Below are 25,408 nucleotides of genomic sequence, written 5' to 3'. Positions count from 1 at the left end.
CTGGAAATAGGGCGGCCAACGAGAGAGCCCACGCCGTGTACAACGGCGTGGGCATCGTTCAACATGGAGCGACTTAGAACTGAATGCGTCCCGAGAACTGGAAGTCTCTCGGATCAGCACTCGCGAAGTTCAACGTTCCGAATGTCGCCGCATTGTTGGGGTTAACGCCGATCTGGTTGTTACCGGCATTGTTTCCGAAGGTGGTGTGGTTTGTGATGTTCGATCCGTCGATGCCGAAGATGAATTGCACGTTATCGCGGATCGGGAAGGTGCGACGCAGGGCCATGTTCAACCGGTAGTTGTCCATGCCACGCAGGTTATAAGCGAAGCGCGGAGCGTTGCCGATCTTGTAGTCGCCCGCGTTGCAGAACGGGCCAGTGGAAACGCCGCATTGCGCGCCGCCTACACCGGTGCCGGAGACCGTAGAGGAAAGACCGCCGGTCAGGTAGCTGATTGTGCCAAGATTAGCAGCGGTAGCTCCCAGCCCCCACTTGCCGTTCACACGGACACTGCCCTTGAAGTTGGGATTGATGTCGGGCATGCAGGTTCCCTGTCCGACGTTTTGTGTGGCGTTGCAGGTACCCACGATCGGCAGCGGCAGACCTGAGCTGTACTGGTAGATGAGCGACGTCTGCCAGCCGCTCAGCAATGAACGGAGCAGGAAGTTATTGCCGCCGAGGCTGCCTTTGCCGTACTGGCTGTTGTAGACACCGAAGATACTCAGGTTCTGCGGTTGATCGTTGATCGAGATCGAGCGATCGGCCCGGTTGGCAGCGTAACCAACCCCACCCGCCATCACGGAAGCAGGAATGGCATAACCACTCCGTTGGGTGCCGGCGTTATCGACGTTCTGTGAATAGGTGTAGTTCACGTTGAAGGTGAGTCCGGCACTTGCGCGCTGCGCCAGCGAAACCTGAAATGAGTTGTAGTTTCCATTCGCCACGTAGTTACCCCAGAAATCCGAGGTACCCGAGTACTGCGGCTTCCATGTGAGCATGTGGGCGATGGTGGCGTTGGTGTTGACCGCCGCGGCAGCCATGTATCCCGCGTAAGGCACGGTCAGGCTGATACCAGTCTGCGCCTGTGCTGTTGCAATGTTGGCCGCAGTGGCAGGCTTCGTCAGGTTCGCTCCGAGAGCAAGATACTTCGGATCGAGCTGTCCGGACTGGAGTCCGCGGATGTTGGAAGCGCCGGCGATAAAGTGGCTCTGGCTGCCTGAGTAGTCAAATGAGATCGTCATGTTTTTCGTGATCTCACGCTGAAAGCCAAAGTTGTAGAAGGAGAACTCGGGAGCGCGGCTACCAATGTAAGGATCGGCGTAGTTGATGCCCGTGCCGTTGCCGCCCGATGCACCGGTGCTCGTCGTGTAGAAGCCCGTACCAAGCGTCTGCGATGCAGCAGAGATTGGCGAAGTGCCGGGAAGTGTGGCATTGGGGCCGCCGTACTTCGAGTTACCGGCGTTCAGGTAGAACGCTGGTCCCGCCGTGCTGTCCGTGTAGGAAATCGGAGTGCTGAATCCCGTCTGGCCCGTGCCGGTTCCGGCGCCTGCAGCACCACCATTCGCTCCACCATGCGAGAAGCTGAGGCTGTAGCCGCCACGCATGATCGTCTTGTCATCGAGCGAGAAGGCAAAGCCAACCCGCGGCTCAAAGTCCTTCCAGTAGGTGTTCACCGGAGTGCGGCAGTTGCAGCTCAGTCCGGCGCCTCGGTTTCCCGCGAACTGCAGTGCACCAGCGCTGCCTGTAATCGAATTGGTAAGGTCCGGATTCAGGAACGACCAGCGATCAGCGGTCTCACGGTAAGGAGGCAGATAGTCCCAGCGCAAACCTGCGTTGATCGTGAGCTTGGAGTTGACCTTGATGTCGTCCTGGAAGTACAGAGCGGCAGGACGATAACGGCCTCCTACGATAGAGAAGGGCTGCTGCGTGGTTGACGAGGAACCCACTGCGCCAAGAAGGAAGCTGGCGTAGGAATAGCCGGAGTTTGCGACATAGGTGGAACCAGTCAGGTTCGCGGTTTCGTTCGTGCTCCATCCCAGAGAAACAGGTGTGGACGCGCCGTCTGCGGTGTCGGCATTGTTCTGGAGCCACTGGATCTGTCCCCCGAAGTTCATCGAATGACGGCCCTTCACAAGCGCCAGGTTATCGACGAATTCATAGGTGTAGGACCGGTTGGTGGAAGTTGGCGTGTTGCCGACCCAGCCTGTGGGAGCGTTGGTGCCGCTGAACGAGGTATTGGGAAAGTTATCCGAAGCCTGGCCAGACGGAAGCCCCGTGACACCGGCCGCCGCGAGGCCATAGAGACCGGGGTTCAAGGTGCCGGTGATGTTGCCCGTCGGCGGGCCACCGAAGTAAATGAAGCCATACTTCGCCTGATTCACCAGGTTTGGGGTGATCTGGTAGGTGTACTGTAGATCCGCGATGTTTCCCTTGACCGTAGAGAGTGTCGTTGTGATGTACGGAACTACTGCGACACCAGGCGCAGCTGCCCCGGTGTAGGGCACTGCATGCCGACTGCCCTGGTTATATGCACCCGAGAGTGTTTGCTTGGGAGAGATGATGTAGTCGACACGGACCGAATACAGGAAGTTGTCGAAACCAGTGGGTACGCCGCTGGAGAAGTTGTTGGTAACCTTGGTCAGGTCAAGAGGTGTTGGCAGGAACTTCTGCATGTACTGCGTGATCGGCGAGATCCTGGAAGTCGGGATAACATTGACCGCGCCGATTTGGGTCGGATTACCGGCAGGTCCATTCCCCGTGCCGGGACCGTAACCGAACTGGTAGCGGCACGCGCCCGTAGTGCTCTTGGCCGTGCAGGCTGCCTGGGTCGTAGGATCGTAGATCGGAAAGCCCACCTGGCTGAAGTCACCTTGACGTTCTCCAAGCGTCGGGATCGTGCTGGTGACATAGTTCGCGCCCAACCGCGAGCGAAAGCGATCAAGCGTCGTAAAGAAAAAGAGCTTATCCCGGCCATCGATTACGTGCGGAATACGAATGGGGCCGCCGAAGGTATAGCCGTATTCGATCTGGTGCTCTGCGGGCTTCGGTCCGGCCACCGTTGTGAGGCTGCCGTTGACGAGCTTCGGCACCACGTTGGGGCCACCGGGCTTGGACGAGAAAGACCAGGCATCGAAGATCGTGTTGCGGATGTACGCAAAGGCCGAACCGTGGAACTTATTCGTACCCGCCTTCAGGTTGTAGTTCTCGAGACCAGCGCCCTGGTATTGCGCGGAGTAGCCGCTGGTAACGACCTTGATCTGGTCGATCGCTTCCAGTGGAACGATGTTGAAGACAGGACGATTGTCACCCTGTTGGCTCGCCGTGGTCAGGGGTAGTCCATCCACATACAGCTCGCCCACACGCTGACCGGTACCGCCGATGATCGACGAGCGACCGCCCGGATTCACCTGCGCGCCCGGCAGCAGGTTGGAGAACTGTGTGATGTCACGCTGCTGGCCGCCAGAGATCAGCAATGGCAGCGCGGCATACGTGCTGTTTTCAATGGTTCCACCCAGCGTCGCATTAGTGGTTTCCATCATCGGCGGAGCAGTGCTTACGGTGATGATCTCCGTCTGGCTACCGGGCTGAAGCGTGATGTTGAGGCCCACTTCAGAGAGGGCGTTCACAACCACGTTCTCCTGCTTGAAGCCGCTAAAGCCCTGGTAGGAAACCGTGACCGAATAGGTGCCCGGCTGCAGAGGACTGATGGAGTAGTTGCCGCCCGAAGTACTGGTGCGCACGGTGGAGACACCGGTCGCCGTATTCAGCACCGTGACCGTTGCGTTTGGCACAACGGCTCCGGACTGGTCCGTGACCAATCCCGTGATGCTGCCGCCGCCTGACTGGCCCATCAGGGGTCTCATACCGGAGGTAAAAAGTGTCACGAGAGCGAATACGATTCCGAACAGCAGGCGCGAGGGCCGCCTGCTGAAAAAGGAAGATGGGCGTGCGATCACTGCTGAGAATGTCAAGAATGGACTCCTGAAGGGACTACAAAAACGTTTCGAATTTTCGCGCTACTGGCGACGCGAATCTGGTCATTTTGTCGTGCGGAAGGATTGTAGGCTCGCGATTGCAAAACTGTCATCGAACTTTTTTTGAAATAGTCCCCACGGCGCTAACCGCGTGGTCTTGCGCGACGCCTCAGAGATCAGATTCGCAACGAAGTAGCGCCTGGACGGCGCGACCTCAAGCTCTGCATTTCAACGCTTCGAAGGACGGGCCCATCACGGCGTAGCCTTGTCTGCGTAACCCTTGAGCATTCTGTTTCGGATGCAGGCCGTAAGCAGGACACGGCGCGTTGGCCAACACTGGCCGGGGATAGTCAACGCCAACCGCACCCACGCCGAACCGGTAGTCACCGCATGAGAGCAGGCGGGTGAGTCGTGCCACCCCCTCGGGTGAGATCCGAACGATTGGCTACCTTTCCCTTAACGAACCACCTAAACGGAAAAGCCCGCCATATGGCGGGCTTTTTGCGAAACTACACACCGTCGCGGAAGAACCGCCAGGCATCCTTGATCCGCTCTGTGTGACTGCGGATGTAGTCAGCATTGAGGCGTTCGCGGTCGTAGAAGTAAAGATCCAGGGCTTGTGCTGGTTCCGGCACGACTGCCAGTCCAGGCTGGATGTAGTTCGAGTTCTGGATCGAAGAGGAAGCGATACCCGTCTCCTGCGCGTAGAGCCAGTCCTGGTTGCCACGGATTTGTATCGGTCGCGCCTTCATGTCCCTGCGTGGCGTGAGCGGGAACTCCAGTTGGATGCCCGCCTGCAGCCAGCGCTCGGGGCCGTTCTGCAACTTCGAATCCTTGAAATACAGGGAGGCTGACGCATCGCCGAAGAACCGCTGCATGCTGACCTTGAAACCAGTGTCCTGTCCCCAGAAGCGTCCCGCAACCCCCTCGAACCCGAGATCGTAACGTGCGAGAAAGTAGCGGTACGAGCCGAGAAAAACATTTCGGTTCGTGCCACTGTCGCGCCCCCAGGACTGGATCGCCTTGAAACGATTCATGCCGCCGCCAACGGTCCAACTCAACTCATTGAGGGTACCGTTCGTCGTGTCTTGAATCTTGCCTGCGCCCAGGTTGGCTACAAGCCCGGGAGCGAGTGTCACCGCCTGAAAAAACATCAACCGATCCATCCGCGCCGGGGTGCGGTACGCGGCATAGACCTGCCCGTCGTCCAGGTTGCCACTCCAGGAGATCGGCAGATCCCATCGCGCCACGCCCGTCGCGCCGCGCCAGAGTGGCAACTGGAGCTCCGGTCGAATCGAGAGCTGGTAGTCGAAGACGCCGTTCTCGGTACCGACCAGGGTGATCAAGGACGGGTACACCATGATCGAAGGCCGCAGTCTTCCGGGGTTGGTTCCACCGGCCACAAAGTTGGTACCGGCTTCGCTGGCCAACTTTTGGGTGACGACGAGCGTCGGTGCCTTGGTCTGCACATCGCCTTGCAACCAGTCACGCAGAGGCTCGAGCTGCGCTTCGATCTGCAGCAGTTCCAGTCCCCTTCGCTTCACTACCAACCGAAGGTCTTCGACGCCGTCTCCGGCTGCCTGACTGGCGATTCCGGTAACGACCCCTATTGCGTCCAGCTCGTTGTGGTTGTAGCGGATGTTCTCGTACTCCACAACAAGCGTCTTCCCCAGCAACCCCACTCGAACGTTGACGAATCCGCCCTTGATCAGGTGTTCCCGAACCCATTCCGGGGACTCCTGCTTTGTATTGTTGCCAGAGAGAATCGGCACTGGTGGCGGGACCGCCGTCAACACTGGGTCGCCCGAAGGAGAGGGAGACGCCACTCCAGACAAAGGCGTTGCCACGGGCGCTGTTGCGGACACATCGGTCGGCGACGACGCAGGATCCGCCGTCACTTGAACATTCCTGGCCCGAAAAACATCCCAAAGAGTCTTCTGGGACTGCCAGCTTCCATGGTCCGTAGTGAGAGAAGCTCTGTGGTGTGACGACTTCTTGAAGTCTAGAGGGATAATCAAGCCGCCCGCAATCCCCAGCCCCTGCGAATTCTGGACCGGTGAGGAGAAGGTGGCCGTCAATCGAACCGGGATATACGGCAACGCTGGAGCTGTCAGGCGTACACCCAGATTGGTATTGCTGGTGTCATAGTCGCCAAGCAGGGTGACCCAGGGATGAGCCATCAGCTCCATGCCGCCGAACGCGCCTTTCATCCGTCCCGGACCGCTTCCATAGCCAGCGGACAGCCGCAACCAACCAACCGGGTCGACAGAGCCAGCGACATACTTGGTTCCCAGCAGGTGCGCCCCTCCACCTACGTCCTGCATGCCCACGGCCAGTGCTGGGGAGAAGCGGAACCGTGCCGTCAGAGGATCGGAAGACACTTTCCAGTTCGCGGAAAGGTCGCGGATGCCGGAATGGGTTGGAAAGGGCGGAGCACTGGTCAGCCGACCGCCAACCTCGACGAAGTTGAACATTCCAACAGAGAACAGGAAGTTGTCCTGCCAGGCTGGGATGCCATAACCCACGACATTATCCCGCTGATTGCTGTACAGCAGGTCGAAGGTTCCTTCCCGCTGCACATGGCCATTCGGAGTGTTGAGAACGCCTGAAAACCCCTGAAGGGAAAGAGCCGAGCCCTGATCCGCCTGGGCATGCAGGCCACGCCCGATGGACACACTTAACAGCACCATAACTGTCCGTGCCTTGAATCTCATGCTGTCGAGCACCTCGTTGCGATGTGTGTCCCGCAACGTTTTCCCCGGTTTCAATCCGGATTTCAAACCCTTTTCCGAGAAAGCGAAAATGACCTCACAGAGGAGCTTCCGCGAGAAGAAGAAGGTTTCGCCGCTCGGCCAGCCGCGGCTGACCAAGCGGTCCCCAGGGCAAAGTCACTTGATGCGACTATTCGCCGCATATTCGTCTTTTCAGTAACCCTTAAAACATGTCTATGCATCCACAGTAACCTGTGGTCACCTGTCAATGAGTGACCAAAAAACAGGAACGTCAAAACACGATTTCTTATGACATATCGACGGCTAAAAGCGACAAATGCATTGATACATTGACAATGTCAACTATAACCAGCAGTTCCACTTTGACACAAAAAATCTTATGAAGTATCATAAAGAAGAAGCCTTCATATCTCCTTCGGGTTTTTTAAGACAGATCAAAACCAAGTTCATGTCATTGCCATCGAACTAGTTAAGTCTGATTACCTGAAGTGCGAAGCCTCTCCTTATCTGCACGTGTTGAAAAGAGCCGCTTCAGGAAACAAACTTTAGGAGGTTCACCTTGCAACTTGGCAAAAAGGCATCTGCGCTATCTTTCTCTGCTTTGGTATTTGCTCCCCTGTTCGGTTGCGGGGGGTCTTCTTCCAAGATTCCGAGCCTCAATGGACTGGGGCAGACGGGCAAAGTCGTACAAGGCCCGGTCAGCGGTTCCACCGTTTGGGCCGACGACCTTTCAGCAGGTACCCGCTTCGTGATCGACACCGCAGAGCAGAGCACGTCGACCAAAACCTCCTCCACCGGTACCTTTACGCTGCCGACGACCCCCAGCTACAAGTATGTGGTGGTCTCCCAGGGGGGCACGGACAGCATCACCGGGAAAACGGCACTAACGATGCTCTCACCGGGTGGCGCAGCTTCGGTCTCTCCCCTAACGACATTGGTCGAGTTGGATACAACCGGCAATCTCGCAGCTACGCTCAATTCCCTTCTCCCTGCAGGAAAGACGTTTGACAGCGATCTCACCGCTGGATCGGGTTTGACGCCGGCAGCGATGGTTTTCCTGAATTCGGTCATGACGGCCGCCACCACTCTGACGACGGCGATTCAGGATGCTGCGACCAAGAGCGGTACCACGCTGACTGCGCAGCAGTTGAACAACATCAATCTGACCGTGTTGAGTCAGATAGCAAGTCAATTTGCAGCGACGCCGGTGGCATCGCTGACGAATACGGCAACTGTGGCGAGCGGCCTGCAAACCTCCCTGTGCAGCGCGATCAACGGGGTGGCATCCAGCAATAGCAACATCACCGGCCTGAGCTGCTCCATAGCCGCTACCATTGCCAACACCTCCGTTGCCGTAGCGGCGAATGTTGTGGGTAATGCGACAGGCAACAACGCGCTGAAGGCCGTGACACCAACCAGTGTCCAGACATCTGGTGTTGCTGTCTCCACAACGCCTGCTGTGACGGAATCGACAGTGATGACCGCTTCGAACACGCAGCTCGTGACCAATGCCATTACCTCGACAGCTTCTTCTTCGTCGACGGGTCTTACGGTCACGTCGACCCCAACGACCTATACGCCGCCAGTCATTGCCGTGGCCAACAACCCGTCGGTCGTGGGATACAACCTGGTAGCTGTTGCGAGTGGCAATTTGTGGGATGTGCGTCAGTTCACCATCACCTTCAGCGACGATATGGTCGCAAGCGGGGCTGGCGACTCTAGCTACTCCCACTCGGTGCTGAATCCCGCCAATTACCAGTTCAGCCAGACAGGCTGCACTCCTACCTCCTACGCCTCCAAGGTGCTCAGTTTGACCTGTGGCAATTTGCCGAGTGGCGCTTTCACCGTAACGCTCGCAAAATCGAGCAGCACTGCCGGCGCGTGGGCAAGTGCGACCTCGTTAGGCTTGCTGACCACTGTCTCGAAGACGTTCAGCCTGACAGCGGCGACGGGCAGCACCAGCGTCAACTTGTTCTAGCTCCTGAACAGCAACCGCTGCCGCCTTCTTCGCATACCGTGGAGCGCTTGCGGGCGAAGAAGGCAGCAGGCAGTGGGAGTACGACAAATGGGAACAGGGTCCACGCGAAAGCTTGGACCCTGTTCCTATTTTGCATTCCATGCGCATGACGGACTGGGGACCAAACACCCGGAAGCGTTCGGCCATCGATCTCGTTTTTTCCAACGATTCGCAACATACGCCGAAGGCGCGAAATGATACTGTTTTTGCACGGGCGACGCGGGTTCCTGTGATATCGCTAAAGAATCCAAACGGCGCCTGCGTAAGCCGCATCTTGCGGCCAATCCACCCTCGAGGTGCTCCCCATGCCATTCAAGCTGAACATCAACAAGAAGGATGTGACCGTCGATGTGAGCGATGACACGCCCCTTCTGTGGGTTCTTCGCGACACGCTCGATCTAAAAGGGACCAAGTACGGTTGCGGTATCGGTCAGTGTGCGGCCTGCACCATCCTTATAAACGGCCGCAGCACACGGTCTTGTCTGCTTAAGGCCTCCGAAGTTCGGGGCAATGTGGTCACGATTGAGGGGCTCGCGGATCAAGGCAGACTGCATGTGCTGCAACAGACCTGGATTGATCTTGACGTTGCGCAATGCGGTTACTGCCAGGGCGGTCAGATCCTGAGCGCCGCATCGCTGCTGGCGACGAACCCGCACCCGACTGACGATCAGATCGAGGCCGCGATGTCCGGCAATCTGTGTCGTTGCGCCACCTACAATCGCATCCGGATGGCCATCCGTCGGGTTGCAGGCACCGCTGCGCCGGTTGGAAAGGAGAGTCATGCCCACGCTTGAGAACACTTACGCCCAGCAACTTACGCAATTCGACGCGGATATGCAGTCGCTCATCGCGGAGATGCACACGCTTCCCTCGGCTGCTCCAACCTTCGGCCGGCGCGATTTCCTGAAGAAGGTCGCCCTTGCTGGCGGCGGCCTCGCACTGATGTTTCAACTCGATACCAACCCAGCGCACGCTGCGGTACTCGAGCTTGCGGGCGCAGCAACCAGTCCAGGCCCATCTGTCCTCAATGCTTTCGTTCGGATCGCGCCCGACAACACGATCACAATCTTTTCCAAGGGGCCCGAGATTGGTCAGGGTATCAAGACGGCCTTCGGCCTCATCATTGCCGAAGAACTCGATGCCGACTGGAAGAACGTCACCGTCGACCAGGCGCCGATAAACCCAAAGGTATACGGCTCACAGAGCGCAGGCGGTTCCACCTCCATCCCGCGAGGTTGGGATCAGTTGCGGCAGGCAGGCGCCGCGGCCCGGGCCATGCTGGTGGCCGCAGCGGCGGAACAGTGGAAGGTTCCCGCCAAGGAGTGCACGACCTCTGATAGTCAGGCCTTTCATCAAGCATCCGGCCGCAAACTCACCTATGGCGAACTCGCAATTGCAGCTTCCGCGCAACCAGTGCCGGACGCTGCGAGCTTGCCTCTGAAGGCACGTGCAGATTGGAAGCTGCTCGGCAAGCGTTTCAGTGGCGTTGGTAATCGGAGCATCGTCACAGGCCAGCCGATCTTCGGCATCGATGTGCAGCTGCCGGGCATGGTTTACGCGAATTACACCAAGTGCCCTGCCGTTGGCGGCAAAGTGAAGAGCGCAAATCTGGATGAGATCAAGCGCCTGCCCGGCATCCTGGACGCCTTTGTCCTGGAGGGCAATGGCAATCCTGCGGAGGTGATGCCGGGCGTGGCCATCATCGGTAAGTCGACGTGGGAAGTCTTCAAGGCCAAGTCTGCGCTCAAGGTGGATTGGGACGAGACCTCCGCTTCCAAAGATTCTCTGACGGCGGCTGCCGCGAAGGCGAAAGAGATCTCGACCAAGCTGCCGGCTCCAGCGACCAACATTGGCGACGTCGACGCGGCCTTCGCATCGGCGGCCAAGGTCGTCGAAGCGGCTTATGACTATGCCATGATCTCGCATCAGCAGTTGGAACCGGATAACGGCACCGCGTGGTTTCACGATGGCGGCATCGAATTGTGGACGCCAAGCCAGGTCGCGGACCGCGGCATTCCCCAGGTTGCGAAGCTGTTGAATCTTCCAGAGGACAAGGTCACCATCCACCAGACACGTGCTGGCGGCGGTTTCGGCCGAAGGTTGGCGAATGACTACCTGCTGGAGTCCGTCGCAATCGCGGCAAAACTGAAGGTGCCGGTGAAGTTGCAATGGATGCGTGAAGATGATTTTGCGCACGACATGTTTCGAGCGCCGGGCTTCCACTATCTCAAGGGTTCCGTTGATACGTCAGGCAAGCTAACGGCATTCCAGAATCACATCGTCAGCTTCACCGCAGGAGAGAATCGCCCGATCTCTGGCGGTGGCCGCAGCAACAACAGCTTCCCTACCGACATAGCTCCGAACACCCGGTATGCCATTAGTCTGCTGCCGCTGCAGATCCCTTGCGGACCAATGCGAGCGCCTACGGATAACACGCAAATGTTCGTGGTCGGCAGCTTCCTGCACGAGTTGTCCGTTGCAGCCGGGCGAGATCATGTGGAGTTCCTTCTGGAATGGTTCCATCGTGCCGAAACAGCTGGACCGGACGCCCGCAAAGGTGGCCCTGCTCCGGCTGGTGCACCTATCGAAAACGCCGGCGCACGCGCGGGAACGTTCAATGCCAGCCGCGCGTCCGGCGTGCTGAAGCTGGCCGCCGAGAAAGCGGGATGGGGCAAGAAGCTGCCACCCGGCCGCGGTATGGGTATTGCTTTCAGTTTTGCCTATGGGGGCCACGTTGCGGAGGTTGTGGAATTGTCCGTCGACGCCAAGAAGCACATCACCATCCACAACATCGTCGCGGTCGCGGACATCGGTCCCATCGTCAATATGAGCAGCGCCGAAAACCAGGTGCAGGGTGGTGTGATCGACGGCCTCTCGACCGCCATGGGCCTGCAGATCGACGTGGAGAACGGCCGGATCAAGCAGACCAACTTCCACGCGTACCCGATCCTGAGAATGCGCGCGGCACCGCCGGTAGAAGCCCACTTCATTCAGTCGGATTTCCGTCCATCGGGCCTTGGGGAGCCATGTCTGCCGCCGCTGGCGCCGGCGCTCGGCAACGCTATCTTTGCTGCGACTGGAGACCGTGTGCGCAGCATGCCCTTCAGCCGCAGCGGCTACACGATCTAAAGCGCAACGGCGAAGCCCGCTGCTCGTAGAGAGACAGCGGGTTTCGTCTCTTCGTATACGACCAAGACATCGGGCTGTTCAGGCGGAGAGGAGTACGACCTGTGGCAAGCCAATGGAAAAACTCGAACGGCAAATTCCCTGAAGGAAAATACATCGATCATGTCAACAGCGAACAGGCAGGTTGGAGATCGCTGGGCGTGCGTATTCGAGAGCAACCGCCTTGTGACGAGCCCATTCGGAATCCCGGTTTTTCCGATCATGCCGTTAGCCTGCTTCTCAGTAAAAGCATCAAGGTCGAATCCTTCTACAAGGGGAAATGGCGCGGATTAAGGCAGTATTTCAAAGGGATGGGCAGCCTTACCCCTGCTGGACATGAATGTGTCGTGCGCCGACACTTTGAGGGACAGAGCAGTCTCGCCTCCCTGGTCTTGATCTTGCACCAGGACTCGGTCGATTCCGTAGCCCAGGAATTATCGAGGCCAGGCTTCACATGTAAGACAGTGCTCAACGAAGTTCCATTCCTGGATGACCCGTTCGTCACGAATCTCAGCTCTTCAGTAGTGTCTGCACTGAAAGCGGGGGCGCCGGATTTTTACGCCCAGGCCGCTGCGCAGTGGCTGGCCGCGCATCTTTTGCTTGGGTCATCCAGGGGTATCGAATGGCATAAGTCGCTGGCTCGGGAGCGAATCTCTGACTACCGTCTGGTAAGAGTTCTGGAATACATCGACGCACATCTGTCAGACCGCCTCGACCTTCGTGCGCTCTCGAGAGAAGCCGGTATCAGTCAATTTCATTTCGCGGCGCTGTTCAGGAAAGCAGTGGGTGCATCGCCACACCGGCATATCCTGCAGTTGAGACTGCAGACAGCGAGATCAATGCTGTGCCACACGGACAAATCGATCCTTGAGATTGCCTTGTCATGTGGATTCGGCACGGAGTCACATTTCGCAGCGGCTTTCCGTCGGGAGTTCTCACAAAGCCCGATGAACTTCCGATCATCCCAACGAGCCCACAGCGGATTCGGTGAAATGTAATTGAGGCGCAACTGTGAGCTCCCTGAGCGATGACCAACTATGTCGTCGCCAAGCCAATGCCGCTGGCAGTTCCCGTAATAAATACAAGTTTCTCTGAGAAAGCTAAGTCTTCGGTCATGCGAACCCTCCTAAGGTGTCGCACTCAGGCAGCCTTAGGAGGCAGCGCGTAATGGACTAGCAAAATCCAGCGAATGATTATCGGGATCTTGCGGTTTACGCACTGCGGCCCCAGTCGACAGCAACCGCGTTCTGGCTCGTCACATCGGAGTGATCGAGAGGAGGATGCATAAGCATGCGCCGAGCCTCTCGAGGAAGAGATCGCTGTTATCGCCGATGAGCGAACAACTAACGTTAAGGAGACTTCAATGGCAGAGATCACGACAAGCCCGCAAATGGGAACATCGCCTGGTCCCAATCCTCCCAACGATACGGCACTAGAGGTTCATCCAGGTTGGGTGCGGAGTGGCCGCGATAATACGCCAGGACCAAAGGCGTATTACATCAATCTTGAAGCCAAGCCAGGTCATGGTGACAAAGTTGAACAATTCCTTCGAGACATTCTCGCCGGCGTTGAACAGGAACCCGGGACCGGCCCGTGGTTCGGACTCCGATTCTCTGACACGACCTTCGGCATCTTCGAGGCGTTTCCCGACACCGCAGCACGAAATGCACACGACGTCGGACCCGGTGGACGTAACTTTCTGCGTGCCGCAGAGTTGGAAGAAATGCTGGCCTACCCTGCGCACCTCTTCCGGCTCGATGTCCCTTTCGGAAAGTTCAGCGTGATGCTCGGAAAGAGAATCAACCCATAGGCGTCCTCCTCTCGGAACGAAGAGGGCAGGCCGATTACTTCGCCTTGATCGATGCGATCGACCTGCTCCTTCGCGGTGTCATGCGCTAGCTCTAGGAGCGCAGGAGTTCTGCCTTCTCCATGCATGCCATGAGTCCCTGCATGCTGCGACGAGTGGAGTTTTCCGGGGTTCCTCCGCCGTGCCAGTGAGTTTCTAGGCTTACGGCGTGGGTGTAGCCATCACGTTTCAGAGCCTTGAACTGCGCAGCCCAATCTATCTTGCCGATGTCAACGGGTTGCCATTCCCAGCCGCTTTTAGTCTCTGGCGCCATTCTTACGTTCTTTGCATGTACGTGTCCGATGCGGCTCTTCGGCAGCCGTTCGTAGTCATCTGGAAATGGAACGTCAGTCGCGAAGGTGCCGGAATTACCTGGATCCCAGTTCAACATCAGGCCGCGGTTGGGCACTCCATTCAGTGTCGCCAGGGCCTCGGCACCACTGCCCGTGTTGCAGGCCATTTCGTTCTCGAGTACGAGGACCAAGCCATGCTTGCTGCACTTGCTTGCCGCCTCGTCCAACTTTTGATTGATCTGCTTACGATAGGCAGCAGCATCATCAAGACGCCAGAAATCGAAGCAGCGAATACGATCCGTTCCGAATGTCTTCGCCAAATCGATGCATCGATCCAGAAGTGCATCCTGATCGACATCCGGTGCTGAAGGATTTTTCCGCTTAGGACTATCTTTCGAGAGCGGCGCGCCGGGCAGGTCGCTCTTGAAGAGAGGGCTCCCAATGTCAGTCACTTTGAGCTGATACTTTGCAAGGATCTTCTTTGCCTCAGCCAGTTCGTCGGATGACATGATGTGAAGACCCTTGCCGTTGATATTTCTCAGTTCAAGGTGGTGCAAGCCGAATTCTTTCGATGCGATGTAGGCTGCATGATCCAGATCCGGAGAGATCTCGTCGTTGATCACCGCAAGATGGAAGGGGCAGGAAGCTGCCAGTTGCTTGACCTGCGCCGAGACCAGGCTTGGAAAAGTGGTGGTTGCGGCCACGGCTGCCGCACCATAAAGAAGTTCGCGTCGATTCAGTCGCATCGGTTCTCCGGATAGTCGGTGAAGCTGTTTGTTTGAGGGCGATTCAGCGGCCGTGTCCGATCTGAGCTGGAGCACGGCTGCCGTGTGTTGCCTACACTTTTGGCTCAAAGCCCTTCGCATACTCTGCCCGCTTCGTCATGGCCTGAGCCTCTTTGTCGCCAAGGATCATGCCATTGCCGTCAATATTGAGGGAACGCTTTGTGAAGTAGGCGATGTTCGCAAAATGCAAAGCAGTCACAGAGATGTTTCCCTGAGCCACTGGCTGGTGCAGCGCCTCGCCGTTGCGGATGGCACCAATAAAGTTTCCGAAATGTTGATCCGTGTGGACGTCGATGCCTGCACGATCGGAGGAAGGAGCTGCGGCCGTCTTCACAACCTTTGCGGACGAGTCGATCATGTGATCTTTCTCGTCATAGACTTCCCACTCACCTATGTCGATGACCATGGTGCCTTTCGTCCCATGCACAGCGACGCCGCGATCCCGGCCGTAGGTCTTTTTGCCGCTGATGCAAGATCCTTTCCAGGTGATCATCGCGTCCGGGTATTCGAAGGCAACGTCAAGGTTGTCGTAGAACTGCCAGTCATCTTTCGCCTGGAAACGACCCCCCAGAGCAGTGACGCGCCTGGGAAGACCCACTCCCAGGGCCCATACGGCGACATCTACCTCGTGCGTGCCGTTATTCAAGGTTTCTCCTGTGCCCCACTTACGAAACCAATGCCAGTTATACGGATGAACATTGTCGGTGTACGCCTGTCGCGGAGCGGGGCCCTGCCACAAGTCCCAGTCCAGTGTTGCAGGAACTGGAATTGGTTTGCCCACACCGATCGGCTGGCGGGCCGTTGCATACCAGGTCTCAGCCCAGTAGGGCTTGCCGATGACGCCGGACCGAAGCCTGTCGATGGCTTCCATCACCGGCTTCGATGAGCGACGTTGTGATCCCATCTGACAAAGCTTGCCAGTTTTCTTCTGGGCTTCGACGAGCCAGAGCCCTTCCTGTGGGTTGTAGGCGCACGGCTTCTCAACGTAGACGTGCTTCCCGGCCTGCATCCCAAGGATCCCCATGGGCGCATGCCAGTGATCTGGTGTCGCAATGGTTATGGCGTCGACATCCTTGTTCGACAGCGCGTTGCGAAAGTCTTTCTCGCCTTTCGGTGAGTTGCCCGTCTTCGTAGCTACGTCGCTGCAGAACTTATCGAGGTAACGGCTGTCGACGTCGGCGACCGTGACGATCTGCGCGCTTTCTTTGTTCGCGTGCAGAGCTGCAAGATGTGCATAGGCTCGGCTTCGCAGACCGATGACTGCGAAATTCACTCGTCCATTCGAGCCGAGGATTCGTGCGTAGCTCTTCGCTGTCGTTGTGGTCAGTACTGCCGCGGTTGCGGCAGCACGACCGATGAAATCCCGGCGATTGATCATGAAAACTCCTTACTTCGTGCGGCGTGAACGTCAGCGCTGGCTCGACTGAGTTGCAGGCTGATCGATGTGCGTGAGGACAATTCCGGTACGGCTGGAACAAGCAGGCTAAAAACGAATTTTGCCGGCGAGTTCAACACTGCGATTGCCAGAAGCACCTCCGCTGGAGCCGTTGATCTGGCCGAAATCGGAGTTGTTCACGTTGCTGCTGGGGTTGCCGTATTGCGGTGTGTTGGTGATGCTGAATCCTTCGGCGCGAAGTTCAAGGTTCGCTCGTTCCGTAAGGGCGAAGGTGCGGAAGACCGAAGCATCCAGGTTGAAGAAGCCCGGTCCGATGAATGCATTCTGTCCCGTATTCCCGTAGGCGGCTGTGGTGGGCTGGCTGAAGACCGAAGTATCGAACCAGGTTGTTCCGGCCCCGATGCCACCGCGCTTTGTGAACTTACCGTTGATGTTGGCGACCTGGGTATTGCCAGGTGCGTTCAGGATGGTCGCGCTGGCAGTGACCGAAAAGGGTGTGCCCGACTCGATCGACATGACACCGGTCGTCTGCCAACCGCCGGCAATCAGGCTCGCAAAGCCGTGGTTCGCCCACTTCTTACCTTTTCCGAAGGGCAACTGGTAGATGAAGCTTTGCACCAGGGTGTGCGTGCGGTTGTTGCCAAGGACCGTGTAGTTGCGTTGGAAGTCCAGGTAGAAGTTTGTGCCGCCGACGCCGGTGCTATTAGACGTGGTGTACCCCATGCCCTTCTGGTAGGTGTAGGCCGCGGTTGCGGACAGGCTGGAGGCGAAACGGTGTTCCAGCTTCACTTGCAGCGAGTTGTAGTTGGATCCGGCCTGACGGAAGGTGGTCGTGGACTGGGTTCTGCCGAAGGTACTGAACTGTGGCTGTCCCGCAGCGCCTGCTCCGGCGACGAAGCCTGCGTTGAGGTTGTAATTTTGAGCCTGGCCAATCCCCACGTTGCCGACATACGCGACATCAAGGGCAAAGCCGCCTGGTAGCGCGCGCTGCACCGCAAGGTTCCAGGATTGGACGTACGGTGCCTTCCACTTGAGTGGCACAACAAAGTAAGACTGCAGCGGAGCGTTGGTGATGACGCCATTGGCTGGGATGGTGGCCAGCAGAGGCGCCGGGAAACCCGCAGCCATGGAGGCTCGCGCTCCGTTGTTCTGCAGCGCCTGAGAGAAGCTGTTCAGCGCGTTGAACGAATTGTTCTGCTTCAGCGGGAAGTTTGTAGCGTAACTGTTCAGGTTGTCCGGCCACGACTGATAGCTGATGCCATAGCCCGCACGGACGACAGTCTGGGTGTCGAAGCGGTAGGCGAGGCCGACTCGCGGGGCAAAGTAGCTGTACCGCGTCACCATGCCCAGATCCGCCGGGTTGTTACCAATGCCGGCGATGATCAGCGAGTTTGTGGTCGGGTCATAGTTGGAGTAATCGCCATTGTGGCGGGCCGTCGGCGGCTTATAGAGCTCCCAACGAACACCGAAGTTTGCCGTCAGCTTCGAGGAAGCCTGCCACGCATCCTGCGCGTAAGCGAACACCTGCGACTCGCGCCATGTGGCGTCTTTCACAGCGACGTCGCGTCCCGCCGAATTCGGGACATCCAGCAGAAAGCTGGCCATATAATTCGCGATGCCGGTCTTCGGGCCTCCGTTAAGAGCAGTTGTGCCATCGGTGAAGTTGAAGACACCCCGCTGCCCAAAACTCTGGCCTTGCAACAGGTCGTCACGGACGCGGCGGAACTCGCCACCGAATTTGATGCTGTGGTTTCCGAGCACCCTGCTCCAGTTGTTCACCAGGTCGACGTTGGTCTCGCCACGATCCCAGGGATAGGAGGCTCCCGATCCCACGATCGTGCCGGGGAGGCCACCTCCCAGGTTGATGCCCGTGAGGCCGCTGGTATTCGCATCAAGGTTGACGCCAGGAATACCAATGTCTGAAGAGGCGGTCGTCCCGTAGTCCACCTGGCGTGCCGTGTTGCGGTAGTGATTCAAGCCAATGCGGACCTCGGCAAGCAGCTTGGGAGAGAACACATGGGTGTAGTTCAAGGCGGTGTTGTAGGCCGTTTGCGTGCCCGCAGCATTGTTCGCACCCTGACCTGGGCCACCCGCTGCGCCGAAGAGCGCCTCCTGATACTGGTCGACCTTCTGCCAGCTGTAACGATAGGACACGTGATCGCCTTCGCGCAGGTTGGCGTCGGCCTTCACATCAAACGAGTTCGACGTCCGTGTGAAGTGCGTGTTCTTGCTGTAGTTGTTGGTGAGGCTGTTCCCATTCACGTTTGGCAGAGGGATCAGCGCAAGGATGCGTTGTGTGATGGGACTGATGCGCGTTGGGTCGATGACATTGGGGCGGCCCTGATAGCTGAACTGGGCGCGGCCTTTCCCTGTTGCGTCCCCCGTTGCTGGATCGTAGATGTTGGTGCCGCCGGCTGAGAGATCGCCGACGCGGAAGGCGGCTGTCGGTACCGTGGTGGTATTGAACTGCCCCTGGTGATCGGCGATGTGAAGGTAGTCGCCGAAGAGGAAGAGTTTGTTCTTCAGGATGGGGCCACCCACGTTGCCGCCCGTGTAGTTGTAGACAGAAGGCGCCCTGTCCGTAGTCTGAAACCTCGTCTTGGCAGCCAGAGCGCTGATGCGGTTGAACTCGTAGACCTGGCCGTGGACCGCGTTGGTTCCGGATTTCAGGATGATGTCCGTAATGGCGCCGCCTACGCGACCAAACTCCGCCTGGTAGTTTGCCGTCGACACGTTGACGCTTTCGATGGCTTCACTCGGCGGAATGAGTACCTGCAGCAGACCCGAGCGCTCATTGTCGTCGACGCCTTCAATCTCGGTGTTGTTCGCGAGGCGAGACTGGCCGTTGACCTCGGTGGATAGCGAGGCCTGCGCATTGAAGAAATTAGAGTGAACGAGACGGGGTTTCGTGGCACCAGGTGCCAGGGCAACCAGCCCTTGAACGTTACGATTCGTCGTGAGCGGCAGGTCTTCAGCCTGCTGCGAGGTGATGTCGACAGCTACGTCCGCACGATCCGTTTTCAATACCTCTGGAGCCGCGCTGATCGTGACCGATTCCTGCATCGATCCGAGAGCCATCGAAAGATCAATTCGAGCCGTACTGTTCACGACCACAGCGACATTCTCGACCTGCGCTTCTTTGAAGCCGGTCTGCGTCGCGCTTACACGGTAGGTTCCGGGTTGAAGCGCTTCAAAATCGAAGAAGCCGCTCTCGTTTGTCTTCGTGGTTTTGACTGCGCCGCTCTTTACCTCGGTGATCGTGATGGTTGCGCCTGGTACGACAGCTTTGCTTTGATCGGTGATCGTGCCAAGTAGTGTTCCATTCACTGCCTGCGCAAGTGCATCGTGCGTCGTCAGCAGTGTGAGTATCGCCAGCATGATCTGGAGACTGCACCTGCCGATTCTTTTCAATGGTTTTACCATGCGTACCACCTCCTGAAATCTGGCCCCGACTTGCAGAGCCAGCGCCCGGCTTCCGCGTATCAAGCCGCCTGGTACATGACGCTTGATCGGGCGGTCGACGAACGACCCTTGATACAGGCATGTGGCCAAACTTGTCAGGTACAAAACAGTGTTTTTACAGTGTGTAGTCGCAGACAGTTAGCCATTAAGCGGAAAGAAAGCGCGCGCAAACACGGGCGCGAGAGCAAATCGCTCCCGGATCGACAGTTTGAGTTTCGGGTCATTCTTAGGACCTGGACGTGTAAATAGAAACAGCGCTCGCGGTACACAGCCCCGGTGAAGATGAATCGACGCGGGGCTGCAGCCGCAGTGCGCGGCTGGATTGCCGATTAGTCAGGCGCTTCCGGGCGTCTTACCAGACGTACGTATCGACCAGCTTCGGCGGTCCCGCTTTTCCATCAATGACGTTGAACTCGACAAGCAACTGCACATTCTTATGCTCCCAATCGCGAGGCAGCCTTTTCACAGCGCTCGAGAGCAAATCGGCATTGGTGAGCAGTTCGCCCGCGGCCTCGGTCCCGGCGTCGCCGACGCCCGCGAATTTGACGAGGAACTGGCCCGTGGGGGCCACCACCTCACGGGTGATCAAGCCATAGTCCACCCACCCCTGCGAGGTAGGACCGGCGCGCCAGGTGCGCTTCGACCGTGCTTCCTCCACATATTGATCCGAACTCAGATCATGGATAGCAAAGTGAAGGCCGCCCTCCAGACTGTTCGTCCAGCGGGTATTCATCGAACCGACAATAATCGCAGGCGAGTCTCGGAGTTCAACGAAGGAACTCTCGGAGCCAAAGCGGACGACGAATGGCTTTCGCATTCCGGTCATAAGAGAACTGATACGCATCCCTGCCCGGACGCCGCCAAAAGCTGGCCCGATGTTGACCAGCGGCCGAAGATCTGACCAATGAATGGTCGCGTCCTTATCGAAGGAGAGCACATCGAGATATTCATCGAGCCTGTCTCGGTAGGCGTTCGGATGACTTTTCCGGAATTCACCATAAAGCGATTCGTTCGGTGCATAAGCGATCGTCCTGCCAAGACTGATGACGGCCGGTTTGGGTGACTCAAGGATTGGTCCCCAGAACTTTCGCAGCGCTCCGTCGTACGGATTCCTGCTATGCATCCACGCAAGAAATCCGATCGAGAGTGCAGCCACGAGGACAAGCACCAAGGTCGTGATGAGTGGTGAAAGGCCGCCATGACCGACGAAGGAGGATCCTGAATTGCCGTTCAGTCCGCCCGGTTTTTCGGACGGCGTTGTCTGCTCGTCATCGAACACCGGCCTGCCCCCTGGAGTGGCTGCGTGAGTATCCGGAACATCGACTAGAGGGTGGATGCCGGCATAGTCATGCAGCGGGTTGAGGGGCGACGACTCTCTGAGTGAGAAGGCTGGTACATAACTGCCTGTCGGAAGGTCAATGAGGACTTCCACATCGTTCGGCAGGTCCGAGCGATAAGCTTCCAGTCGCCTGCGAACCTCCTTCGCCTGTACGCGCACGACGGGATCATCACCGGTGGCATAGTTGGCATCGCGGCCAAAAAGCGCGATGCCTAAGATTCGCTCCTTAATGTTTTCGTCGTTGCCTTCCAGTTTCTGTTCCACGACGTGTCGCAGAAACTGGCCACTTCGTTTGCTCGTTCGGAAGTGCTTGCTCTGAAGCATCCGATCCAATTCGCGGCGCACCGCGTCGTGCGGAATGCTTTCCGAATTCTTACGATCCACGAAGGAAAAGTCTTCAACGCGCGTTGCCATAATCGGCCTGAGTATACGCCGCAGCAAATACCTCTAGCGAGCCCCTGCGCACACTCTACGGCAGCGCTCCAACGGAGCTCGATTACTTCCCAAACATGCCTTCTTTGTCTCGGCAAGGTCAGACGGAATAGCAATAGAACCCAAGAAGCGCGTGCGACCGGTTCCATACCACGTCTTGCAATCTGTAGCGGTTCATTTCGATCCAAGCAGAATGAGGTCAGTCTGGATAAGTTTCAGCGACTTCACCATGATTTGCGTAGCGGACGTGTACTTCAGAAAGTGAGCTGTCTGAAGATGTGACTCGTAGGCAGATTGGTCGGAGTAGCATTCGAAAATCGGAATTTGGTTGGCATGATCTTTGACCGATAAGGCGTAGAGGGCTGACACACCGGGTTCCAATTGAATCGAAGCCTCAATCTCTTCTTTGAGAGCTTCCTTGTACGCCATCAATTGGTTGGGGTCGATCTCGAGCTCAGCGATTCTGACGATGCGTTGTTCGGTCGTTTGTGTATGTCCTATCGGTGTCAGCGCAGAAACAGCCAAAGTTGCGAATAGCCAATTGCGGTAGATGGTTCCCTGCATAAACCCTCCTCTCCATCAAACTTGAAAATCGGTCGTTCGCGAACAACCTCGAGACGCACGCAGAGCCGATGCGAATGTTCACCCTACCTTGCTTCGGTGAGGAGCGCACTTGACTTGAGTGCGCGTATGTCCCGGATTGGTGGGAGGCCGAAGCAGCGGCTGTACTCCCGGCTGAACTGGCTGATGCTCTCGTAACCCACTTCGTAGGCGGCAGTCGTTGCATCGAGGCCATCCATCAACATGCGCTCTCGAGCAGTCTGAAGCCGGAGCATCTTCTGATATTGCAATGGGCTCATGGACGTCAGGGCACGGAACTGATGATGAAGTGTTGAGACACCCATGCGGGCGATCGAGGCAAGTTCCTCCACGCTGAGTGGCTTTGTGAAGTTGGCGCGCAGCCAGGAGATCGCTCTTGCCGTCCGCTGTACGAGGTCCCCACTTGTCGCGATCGCTCGAAGTCGGCCAGCCTGAGGTGTCTTGAGCAAACGATAGATGATTTCGCGCTGGATCAAGGGGCTAAGAAACGGAATGTCCTCGGGCGTATCCACAAGATCGAGCAAACGTTGGCAGGCAGCCAGCAGGTCTACCGTGGTCTCGCCCACTGCCAGGCCCTGCCGGTGAGAGTTAAGCTCCACCTCCGGCAGATCATCCCGCGTCAGGATCTCGCGAACCATCGGCATGTCGAAGCGCAGAAACATCACCAGCAACGGCGTCTTCTCTGAAGCTTCAACGATCTGACTCTGGGCAGGCACGTCGATCGAGGAAAGAAGAAACGACGAAGAATCGCAAACATATTCCTTTTCACCCAGAATGACGTGCTTTCGGCCCTGCGTGAAGATGCTCAGGCTGGGTTCATAGGAGGCCCGGTAGCATGGAGTCGGCTCATCCCGGTGGTAGAGAACAACCCCGGGGATAGTCGTTGCGTGCTCACCCGCAGCGCCGGTGATCGATCCGATGCGACGAGCAAGGCTGCGTCTCGCTTCCTGTACGGCTGTGTCGTTTTGGGCAACGCTTTTCTTCTTCTCAGGCATCTCATCGCCCCCAAATCAAGCGTAGTACGTTTTGCTATAAATTTGTTTCTCCAACAGGATTGTGCAAACAATCGGCAGGATCAGGTAAGTAATCGATCTTCCCAATCCCTAGCCTTGGTCTTGATCTCGAGATCGGCGGAACTCGCCGGAATCAGAGCAAGGGACACGAGAGGAAGAGATATGGTCATTTCATTTGAGGGAAAAGTGGCACTGGTGACGGGTGCTGCATCTGGGCTGGGGTTTGCTACAGCGAAAGCCTTTGCGGAATCGGGCGCAGCGGTTGTTCTGGCGGACGTGAATGAACAGGCAGTTCAGACGGCCACAAGAGAACTGGCAGACAAGGGCTTCAAGACTCTGGCGATCCGCTGCGACGTTTCGAACGACGACGAAGTCGAAGCGATGGTCAAACTGACGGTGAAGACGTTCGGACGTCTCGACGCAGCCTACAACAATGCCGGCATCCAGAACGTCCTGGCGGAGACCGCTGACGTGACTCGCGACGATTATGACCGGGTGATGGGCGTCAATCTTCGCGGCGTATGGAGCTGCATGAAGTTCGAACTGCAGGTGATGCGTGAGCAAGGCAGCGGCGCGATCGTGAATTGCTCGTCGCTGGGTGGCCTGGTCGGCGGCAATCAGCGCGGAACGTATCACGCAGCAAAGCACGGCGTCATCGGCTTTACCAAGAGCGCAGCTCTGGAGTATGCAACCCGCGGCATCCGCGTGAATGATGTTTGCCCAGGCCTCATCCGCACTGCGATGGCCGATCAAATGGAAGCCGGAGGGCAGGGCGAAGCACTCAAGACAATGCGCGAGATGTTCGTTCCGATGCAGCGGGAAGGACGTCCGGAGGAGATTGCCAACACCGTGCTCTTCCTGTGCAGCGATGCAGCCAGCTACATTACCGGCCAGTCGATCTCCGTCGATGGTGGCTACGTGATGCGGTAGGGATTGCGTATGCGTCCGATCACATTTCGTGATGTGGCAGCAGAAACAGTTGGAGCGCCGACGGATGTTGGAAGGCGCTCCCTCATCAAGACTGGGCTGGCAGCGAGCGTTGTTTCGCTGTGGCAGGTCGAACCCATCTGGACCCTGGAGAATGGCATGTCCAACGATAAGAAGCACGTCGCACTGCCCGGTGCCCTGACGATCAGCGATGTGCAGGCTGTATCGCCGGCACTGGCTCATTACACGGAAGGCCCACTGCTGAATGGCTTGTGGAAGCGCCCCGAGCTTTCACTGCGTGACCGCAGCGTCGTCACGGTGGCGACCCTGATCGCTCGTATCCAGTCCATCGAGATGCCGCACCACTTCACGCTCGCGCTTGATAACGGTGTGAAGCCTGCAGAGCTTTCCGAGATCATCACGCACCTGGCCTTCTATGGGGGTTGGCCGAATGCGATGTCGGCAGTCGCGATCGCAAAGGACATCTTCCATGCCCGCGGCATCGGTTTCGATCAGCTTCCACCAGCGCAGGGCAAGATGCTGCCCCTCAACGAGGAAGCAGAGAAGCAGCGCGCAACGCAGGTTGGGAATAACTTCGGTGCGACCTCGCCTGGTCTTGTGCAGAACACAACGGATCTGCTCTTCCGGGACTTGTGGCTTCGACCTGCTCTTGCGCCGCGTGATCGCAGCCTGGTGACTGTCAGCGCACTCATCGCAAATGGTCAAACGGCGCAGATTACGTATCACCTTGGTCGCGCAATGGACAACGGTTTGACGCAGGAGCAGGCCTCGGAAGTGCTGACACACATTGCGTTCTACGCAGGATGGCCATGCGCCTTTTCCGCGCTGGCTGTGGTGAAGGACGTCTTCGAAAAGCGTCAGAAATAGCCGAGCGCGAATCCAGAAAGGACTCCATGAAAAAACTTCTTCTCGTGACGCTCGCACCGCTCGTGTTCGTCACAGGATTTGCTCAGAGTCCGGCGCCGCCTGACGCTTCAAAGAGTCTTGCCATTAGCCATGCCGGCGTGCGGCCAGTGGTCGATGGCTCACCAAAGTTCTTTACCGGCACCGCGAAGGTCGAGCAGTTGTTCCCTGCGAGTGCACCTTCGCGTGTCTCTGCCGGGATCGTGACCTTCTCCCTTGGGGCCCGAAGCGCATGGCACACGCATCCCTTTGGTCAGGTTCTCATCATCACGGCTGGAACCGGGCGTGTCCAGATGGAGGGAGGTCCAATCCAGGTTGTACGTGCTGGCGATGTCGTCACGATCCCAGCCCATGTGAAGCACTGGCATGGCGCTGCTCCTGACGCCTCGATGTCGCACATCGCAATTCAGGACAACCTGGATGGCAACGCGGTGGATTGGCTGGAGCAAGTAACGGATAAGCAATACAGCGGGAGCAAGTAGTGCTCTTAGGAGGTTCATGATG

General features: G+C 57.7%; 16 protein-coding genes. 8 read left to right on the top strand and 8 right to left on the bottom strand.

The features are described 5' to 3' along the window. Window positions 1–73: 73 nt before the first annotated feature. Both BLW03_RS16945 and BLW03_RS16940 read right to left on the bottom strand, forming a co-directional pair. Entirely contained in the window at window positions 74–3,862 is a 3,789-nt protein-coding gene (locus BLW03_RS16945; RefSeq protein WP_083350598.1) for a TonB-dependent receptor, read from the bottom strand. A gap of 620 nt (window positions 3,863–4,482) precedes the next feature. Further along, window positions 4,483–6,687: a YjbH domain-containing protein gene (locus BLW03_RS16940; protein WP_139285235.1), complete on the bottom strand. Its 2,205-nt coding sequence runs from the start codon at window positions 6,685–6,687 to the stop codon at window positions 4,483–4,485. A 766-nt stretch (window positions 6,688–7,453) separates the two neighbouring features. Between BLW03_RS16940 and BLW03_RS16935 the strand changes: the two genes are divergently transcribed. The 5 genes from BLW03_RS16935 to BLW03_RS16915 all read left to right on the top strand — a co-directional run bounded on the left by BLW03_RS16935 (window position 7,454) and on the right by BLW03_RS16915 (window position 13,697). Next, a complete protein-coding gene (locus BLW03_RS16935; RefSeq protein WP_074655209.1) occupies window positions 7,454–8,683 on the top strand; it encodes a hypothetical protein in 1,230 nt (409 codons plus the stop codon). Window positions 8,684–9,027: 344 nt separating this feature from the next. Next, complete coding sequence (locus BLW03_RS16930; protein ID WP_074655208.1) at window positions 9,028–9,516, top strand: (2Fe-2S)-binding protein; 489 nt, start codon at window positions 9,028–9,030, stop codon at window positions 9,514–9,516. Continuing rightward, entirely contained in the window at window positions 9,503–11,851 is a 2,349-nt protein-coding gene (locus BLW03_RS16925) for a xanthine dehydrogenase family protein molybdopterin-binding subunit (protein WP_212733224.1), read from the top strand. The genes BLW03_RS16930 and BLW03_RS16925 overlap by 14 nt, the downstream gene beginning before the upstream one ends. Before the next feature lie 101 nt (window positions 11,852–11,952). Then, complete coding sequence (locus tag BLW03_RS16920; protein WP_074655207.1) at window positions 11,953–12,885, top strand: AraC family transcriptional regulator; 933 nt, start codon at window positions 11,953–11,955, stop codon at window positions 12,883–12,885. A 365-nt stretch (window positions 12,886–13,250) separates the two neighbouring features. Next, a complete protein-coding gene (locus BLW03_RS16915) occupies window positions 13,251–13,697 on the top strand; it encodes a putative quinol monooxygenase (protein WP_244502134.1) in 447 nt (148 codons plus the stop codon). A gap of 91 nt (window positions 13,698–13,788) precedes the next feature. Here the strand turns inward: BLW03_RS16915 and BLW03_RS16910 are convergent, their stop codons facing one another. The 6 genes from BLW03_RS16910 to BLW03_RS16885 form a co-directional block, all read right to left on the bottom strand. Continuing rightward, complete coding sequence (locus tag BLW03_RS16910; RefSeq protein ID WP_074655206.1) at window positions 13,789–14,772, bottom strand: sugar phosphate isomerase/epimerase family protein; 984 nt, start codon at window positions 14,770–14,772, stop codon at window positions 13,789–13,791. Between the two features lie 91 nt (window positions 14,773–14,863). Further along, complete coding sequence (locus BLW03_RS16905; protein ID WP_074655205.1) at window positions 14,864–16,189, bottom strand: Gfo/Idh/MocA family protein; 1,326 nt, start codon at window positions 16,187–16,189, stop codon at window positions 14,864–14,866. 105 nt (window positions 16,190–16,294) lie between these two features. Next, the gene (locus BLW03_RS16900) at window positions 16,295–19,585 is read right to left on the bottom strand and encodes a TonB-dependent receptor (protein WP_074655204.1); all 3,291 of its coding nucleotides are present in this window, start codon (window positions 19,583–19,585) and stop codon (window positions 16,295–16,297) included. Between the two features lie 436 nt (window positions 19,586–20,021). Continuing rightward, window positions 20,022–21,272: a hypothetical protein gene (locus BLW03_RS16895; protein WP_139285234.1), complete on the bottom strand. Its 1,251-nt coding sequence runs from the start codon at window positions 21,270–21,272 to the stop codon at window positions 20,022–20,024. A 342-nt stretch (window positions 21,273–21,614) separates the two neighbouring features. Next, the gene (locus tag BLW03_RS16890) at window positions 21,615–22,004 is read right to left on the bottom strand and encodes a putative quinol monooxygenase (protein ID WP_074655202.1); all 390 of its coding nucleotides are present in this window, start codon (window positions 22,002–22,004) and stop codon (window positions 21,615–21,617) included. Window positions 22,005–22,087: 83 nt separating this feature from the next. Further along, complete coding sequence (locus BLW03_RS16885) at window positions 22,088–23,035, bottom strand: AraC family transcriptional regulator (protein ID WP_074655201.1); 948 nt, start codon at window positions 23,033–23,035, stop codon at window positions 22,088–22,090. 180 nt (window positions 23,036–23,215) lie between these two features. On the opposite strand from BLW03_RS16885, the gene BLW03_RS16880 reads away from it, so the two are divergent. Genes BLW03_RS16880 through BLW03_RS16870 form a run of 3 tightly spaced genes read left to right on the top strand, consistent with a single transcriptional unit; the run spans window position 23,216 to window position 25,386 of the window. After that, window positions 23,216–23,983, top strand: coding sequence for an SDR family NAD(P)-dependent oxidoreductase (locus tag BLW03_RS16880; protein WP_074655200.1), 768 nt, complete (start codon window positions 23,216–23,218; stop codon window positions 23,981–23,983). Between the two features lie 9 nt (window positions 23,984–23,992). Continuing rightward, window positions 23,993–24,868, top strand: coding sequence for a carboxymuconolactone decarboxylase family protein (locus BLW03_RS16875; protein ID WP_083350596.1), 876 nt, complete (start codon window positions 23,993–23,995; stop codon window positions 24,866–24,868). Between the two features lie 26 nt (window positions 24,869–24,894). Next, complete coding sequence (locus tag BLW03_RS16870; RefSeq protein WP_083350595.1) at window positions 24,895–25,386, top strand: (R)-mandelonitrile lyase; 492 nt, start codon at window positions 24,895–24,897, stop codon at window positions 25,384–25,386. Window positions 25,387–25,408: the final 22 nt, after the last annotated feature.

The sequence above is a fragment of the Terriglobus roseus genome (assembly GCF_900105625.1).
Taxonomy (GTDB): domain Bacteria; phylum Acidobacteriota; class Terriglobia; order Terriglobales; family Acidobacteriaceae; genus Terriglobus; species Terriglobus roseus_B.
This window is presented reverse-complemented; position numbering and strand designations above follow the sequence as displayed.

What these genes read in the sequence shown, in the direction of transcription:
- BLW03_RS16945 (WP_083350598.1), bottom strand. Translation starts at nt 3,862, where the DNA reads ATGAGACCCCTGATGGGCCAGTCAGGCGGCGGCAGCATCACGGGATTG.
- BLW03_RS16940 (WP_139285235.1), bottom strand. Translation starts at nt 6,687, where the DNA reads ATGAGATTCAAGGCACGGACAGTTATGGTGCTGTTAAGTGTGTCCATC.
- BLW03_RS16930 (WP_074655208.1), top strand. Translation starts at nt 9,028, where the DNA reads ATGCCATTCAAGCTGAACATCAACAAGAAGGATGTGACCGTCGATGTG.
- BLW03_RS16925 (WP_212733224.1), top strand. Translation starts at nt 9,503, where the DNA reads ATGCCCACGCTTGAGAACACTTACGCCCAGCAACTTACGCAATTCGAC.
- BLW03_RS16915 (WP_244502134.1), top strand. Translation starts at nt 13,251, where the DNA reads ATGGCAGAGATCACGACAAGCCCGCAAATGGGAACATCGCCTGGTCCC.
- BLW03_RS16910 (WP_074655206.1), bottom strand. Translation starts at nt 14,772, where the DNA reads ATGCGACTGAATCGACGCGAACTTCTTTATGGTGCGGCAGCCGTGGCC.
- BLW03_RS16905 (WP_074655205.1), bottom strand. Translation starts at nt 16,189, where the DNA reads ATGATCAATCGCCGGGATTTCATCGGTCGTGCTGCCGCAACCGCGGCA.
- BLW03_RS16900 (WP_074655204.1), bottom strand. Translation starts at nt 19,585, where the DNA reads ATGCTGGCGATACTCACACTGCTGACGACGCACGATGCACTTGCGCAG.
- BLW03_RS16890 (WP_074655202.1), bottom strand. Translation starts at nt 22,004, where the DNA reads ATGCAGGGAACCATCTACCGCAATTGGCTATTCGCAACTTTGGCTGTT.
- BLW03_RS16885 (WP_074655201.1), bottom strand. Translation starts at nt 23,035, where the DNA reads ATGCCTGAGAAGAAGAAAAGCGTTGCCCAAAACGACACAGCCGTACAG.
- BLW03_RS16880 (WP_074655200.1), top strand. Translation starts at nt 23,216, where the DNA reads ATGGTCATTTCATTTGAGGGAAAAGTGGCACTGGTGACGGGTGCTGCA.
- BLW03_RS16875 (WP_083350596.1), top strand. Translation starts at nt 23,993, where the DNA reads ATGCGTCCGATCACATTTCGTGATGTGGCAGCAGAAACAGTTGGAGCG.
- BLW03_RS16870 (WP_083350595.1), top strand. Translation starts at nt 24,895, where the DNA reads ATGAAAAAACTTCTTCTCGTGACGCTCGCACCGCTCGTGTTCGTCACA.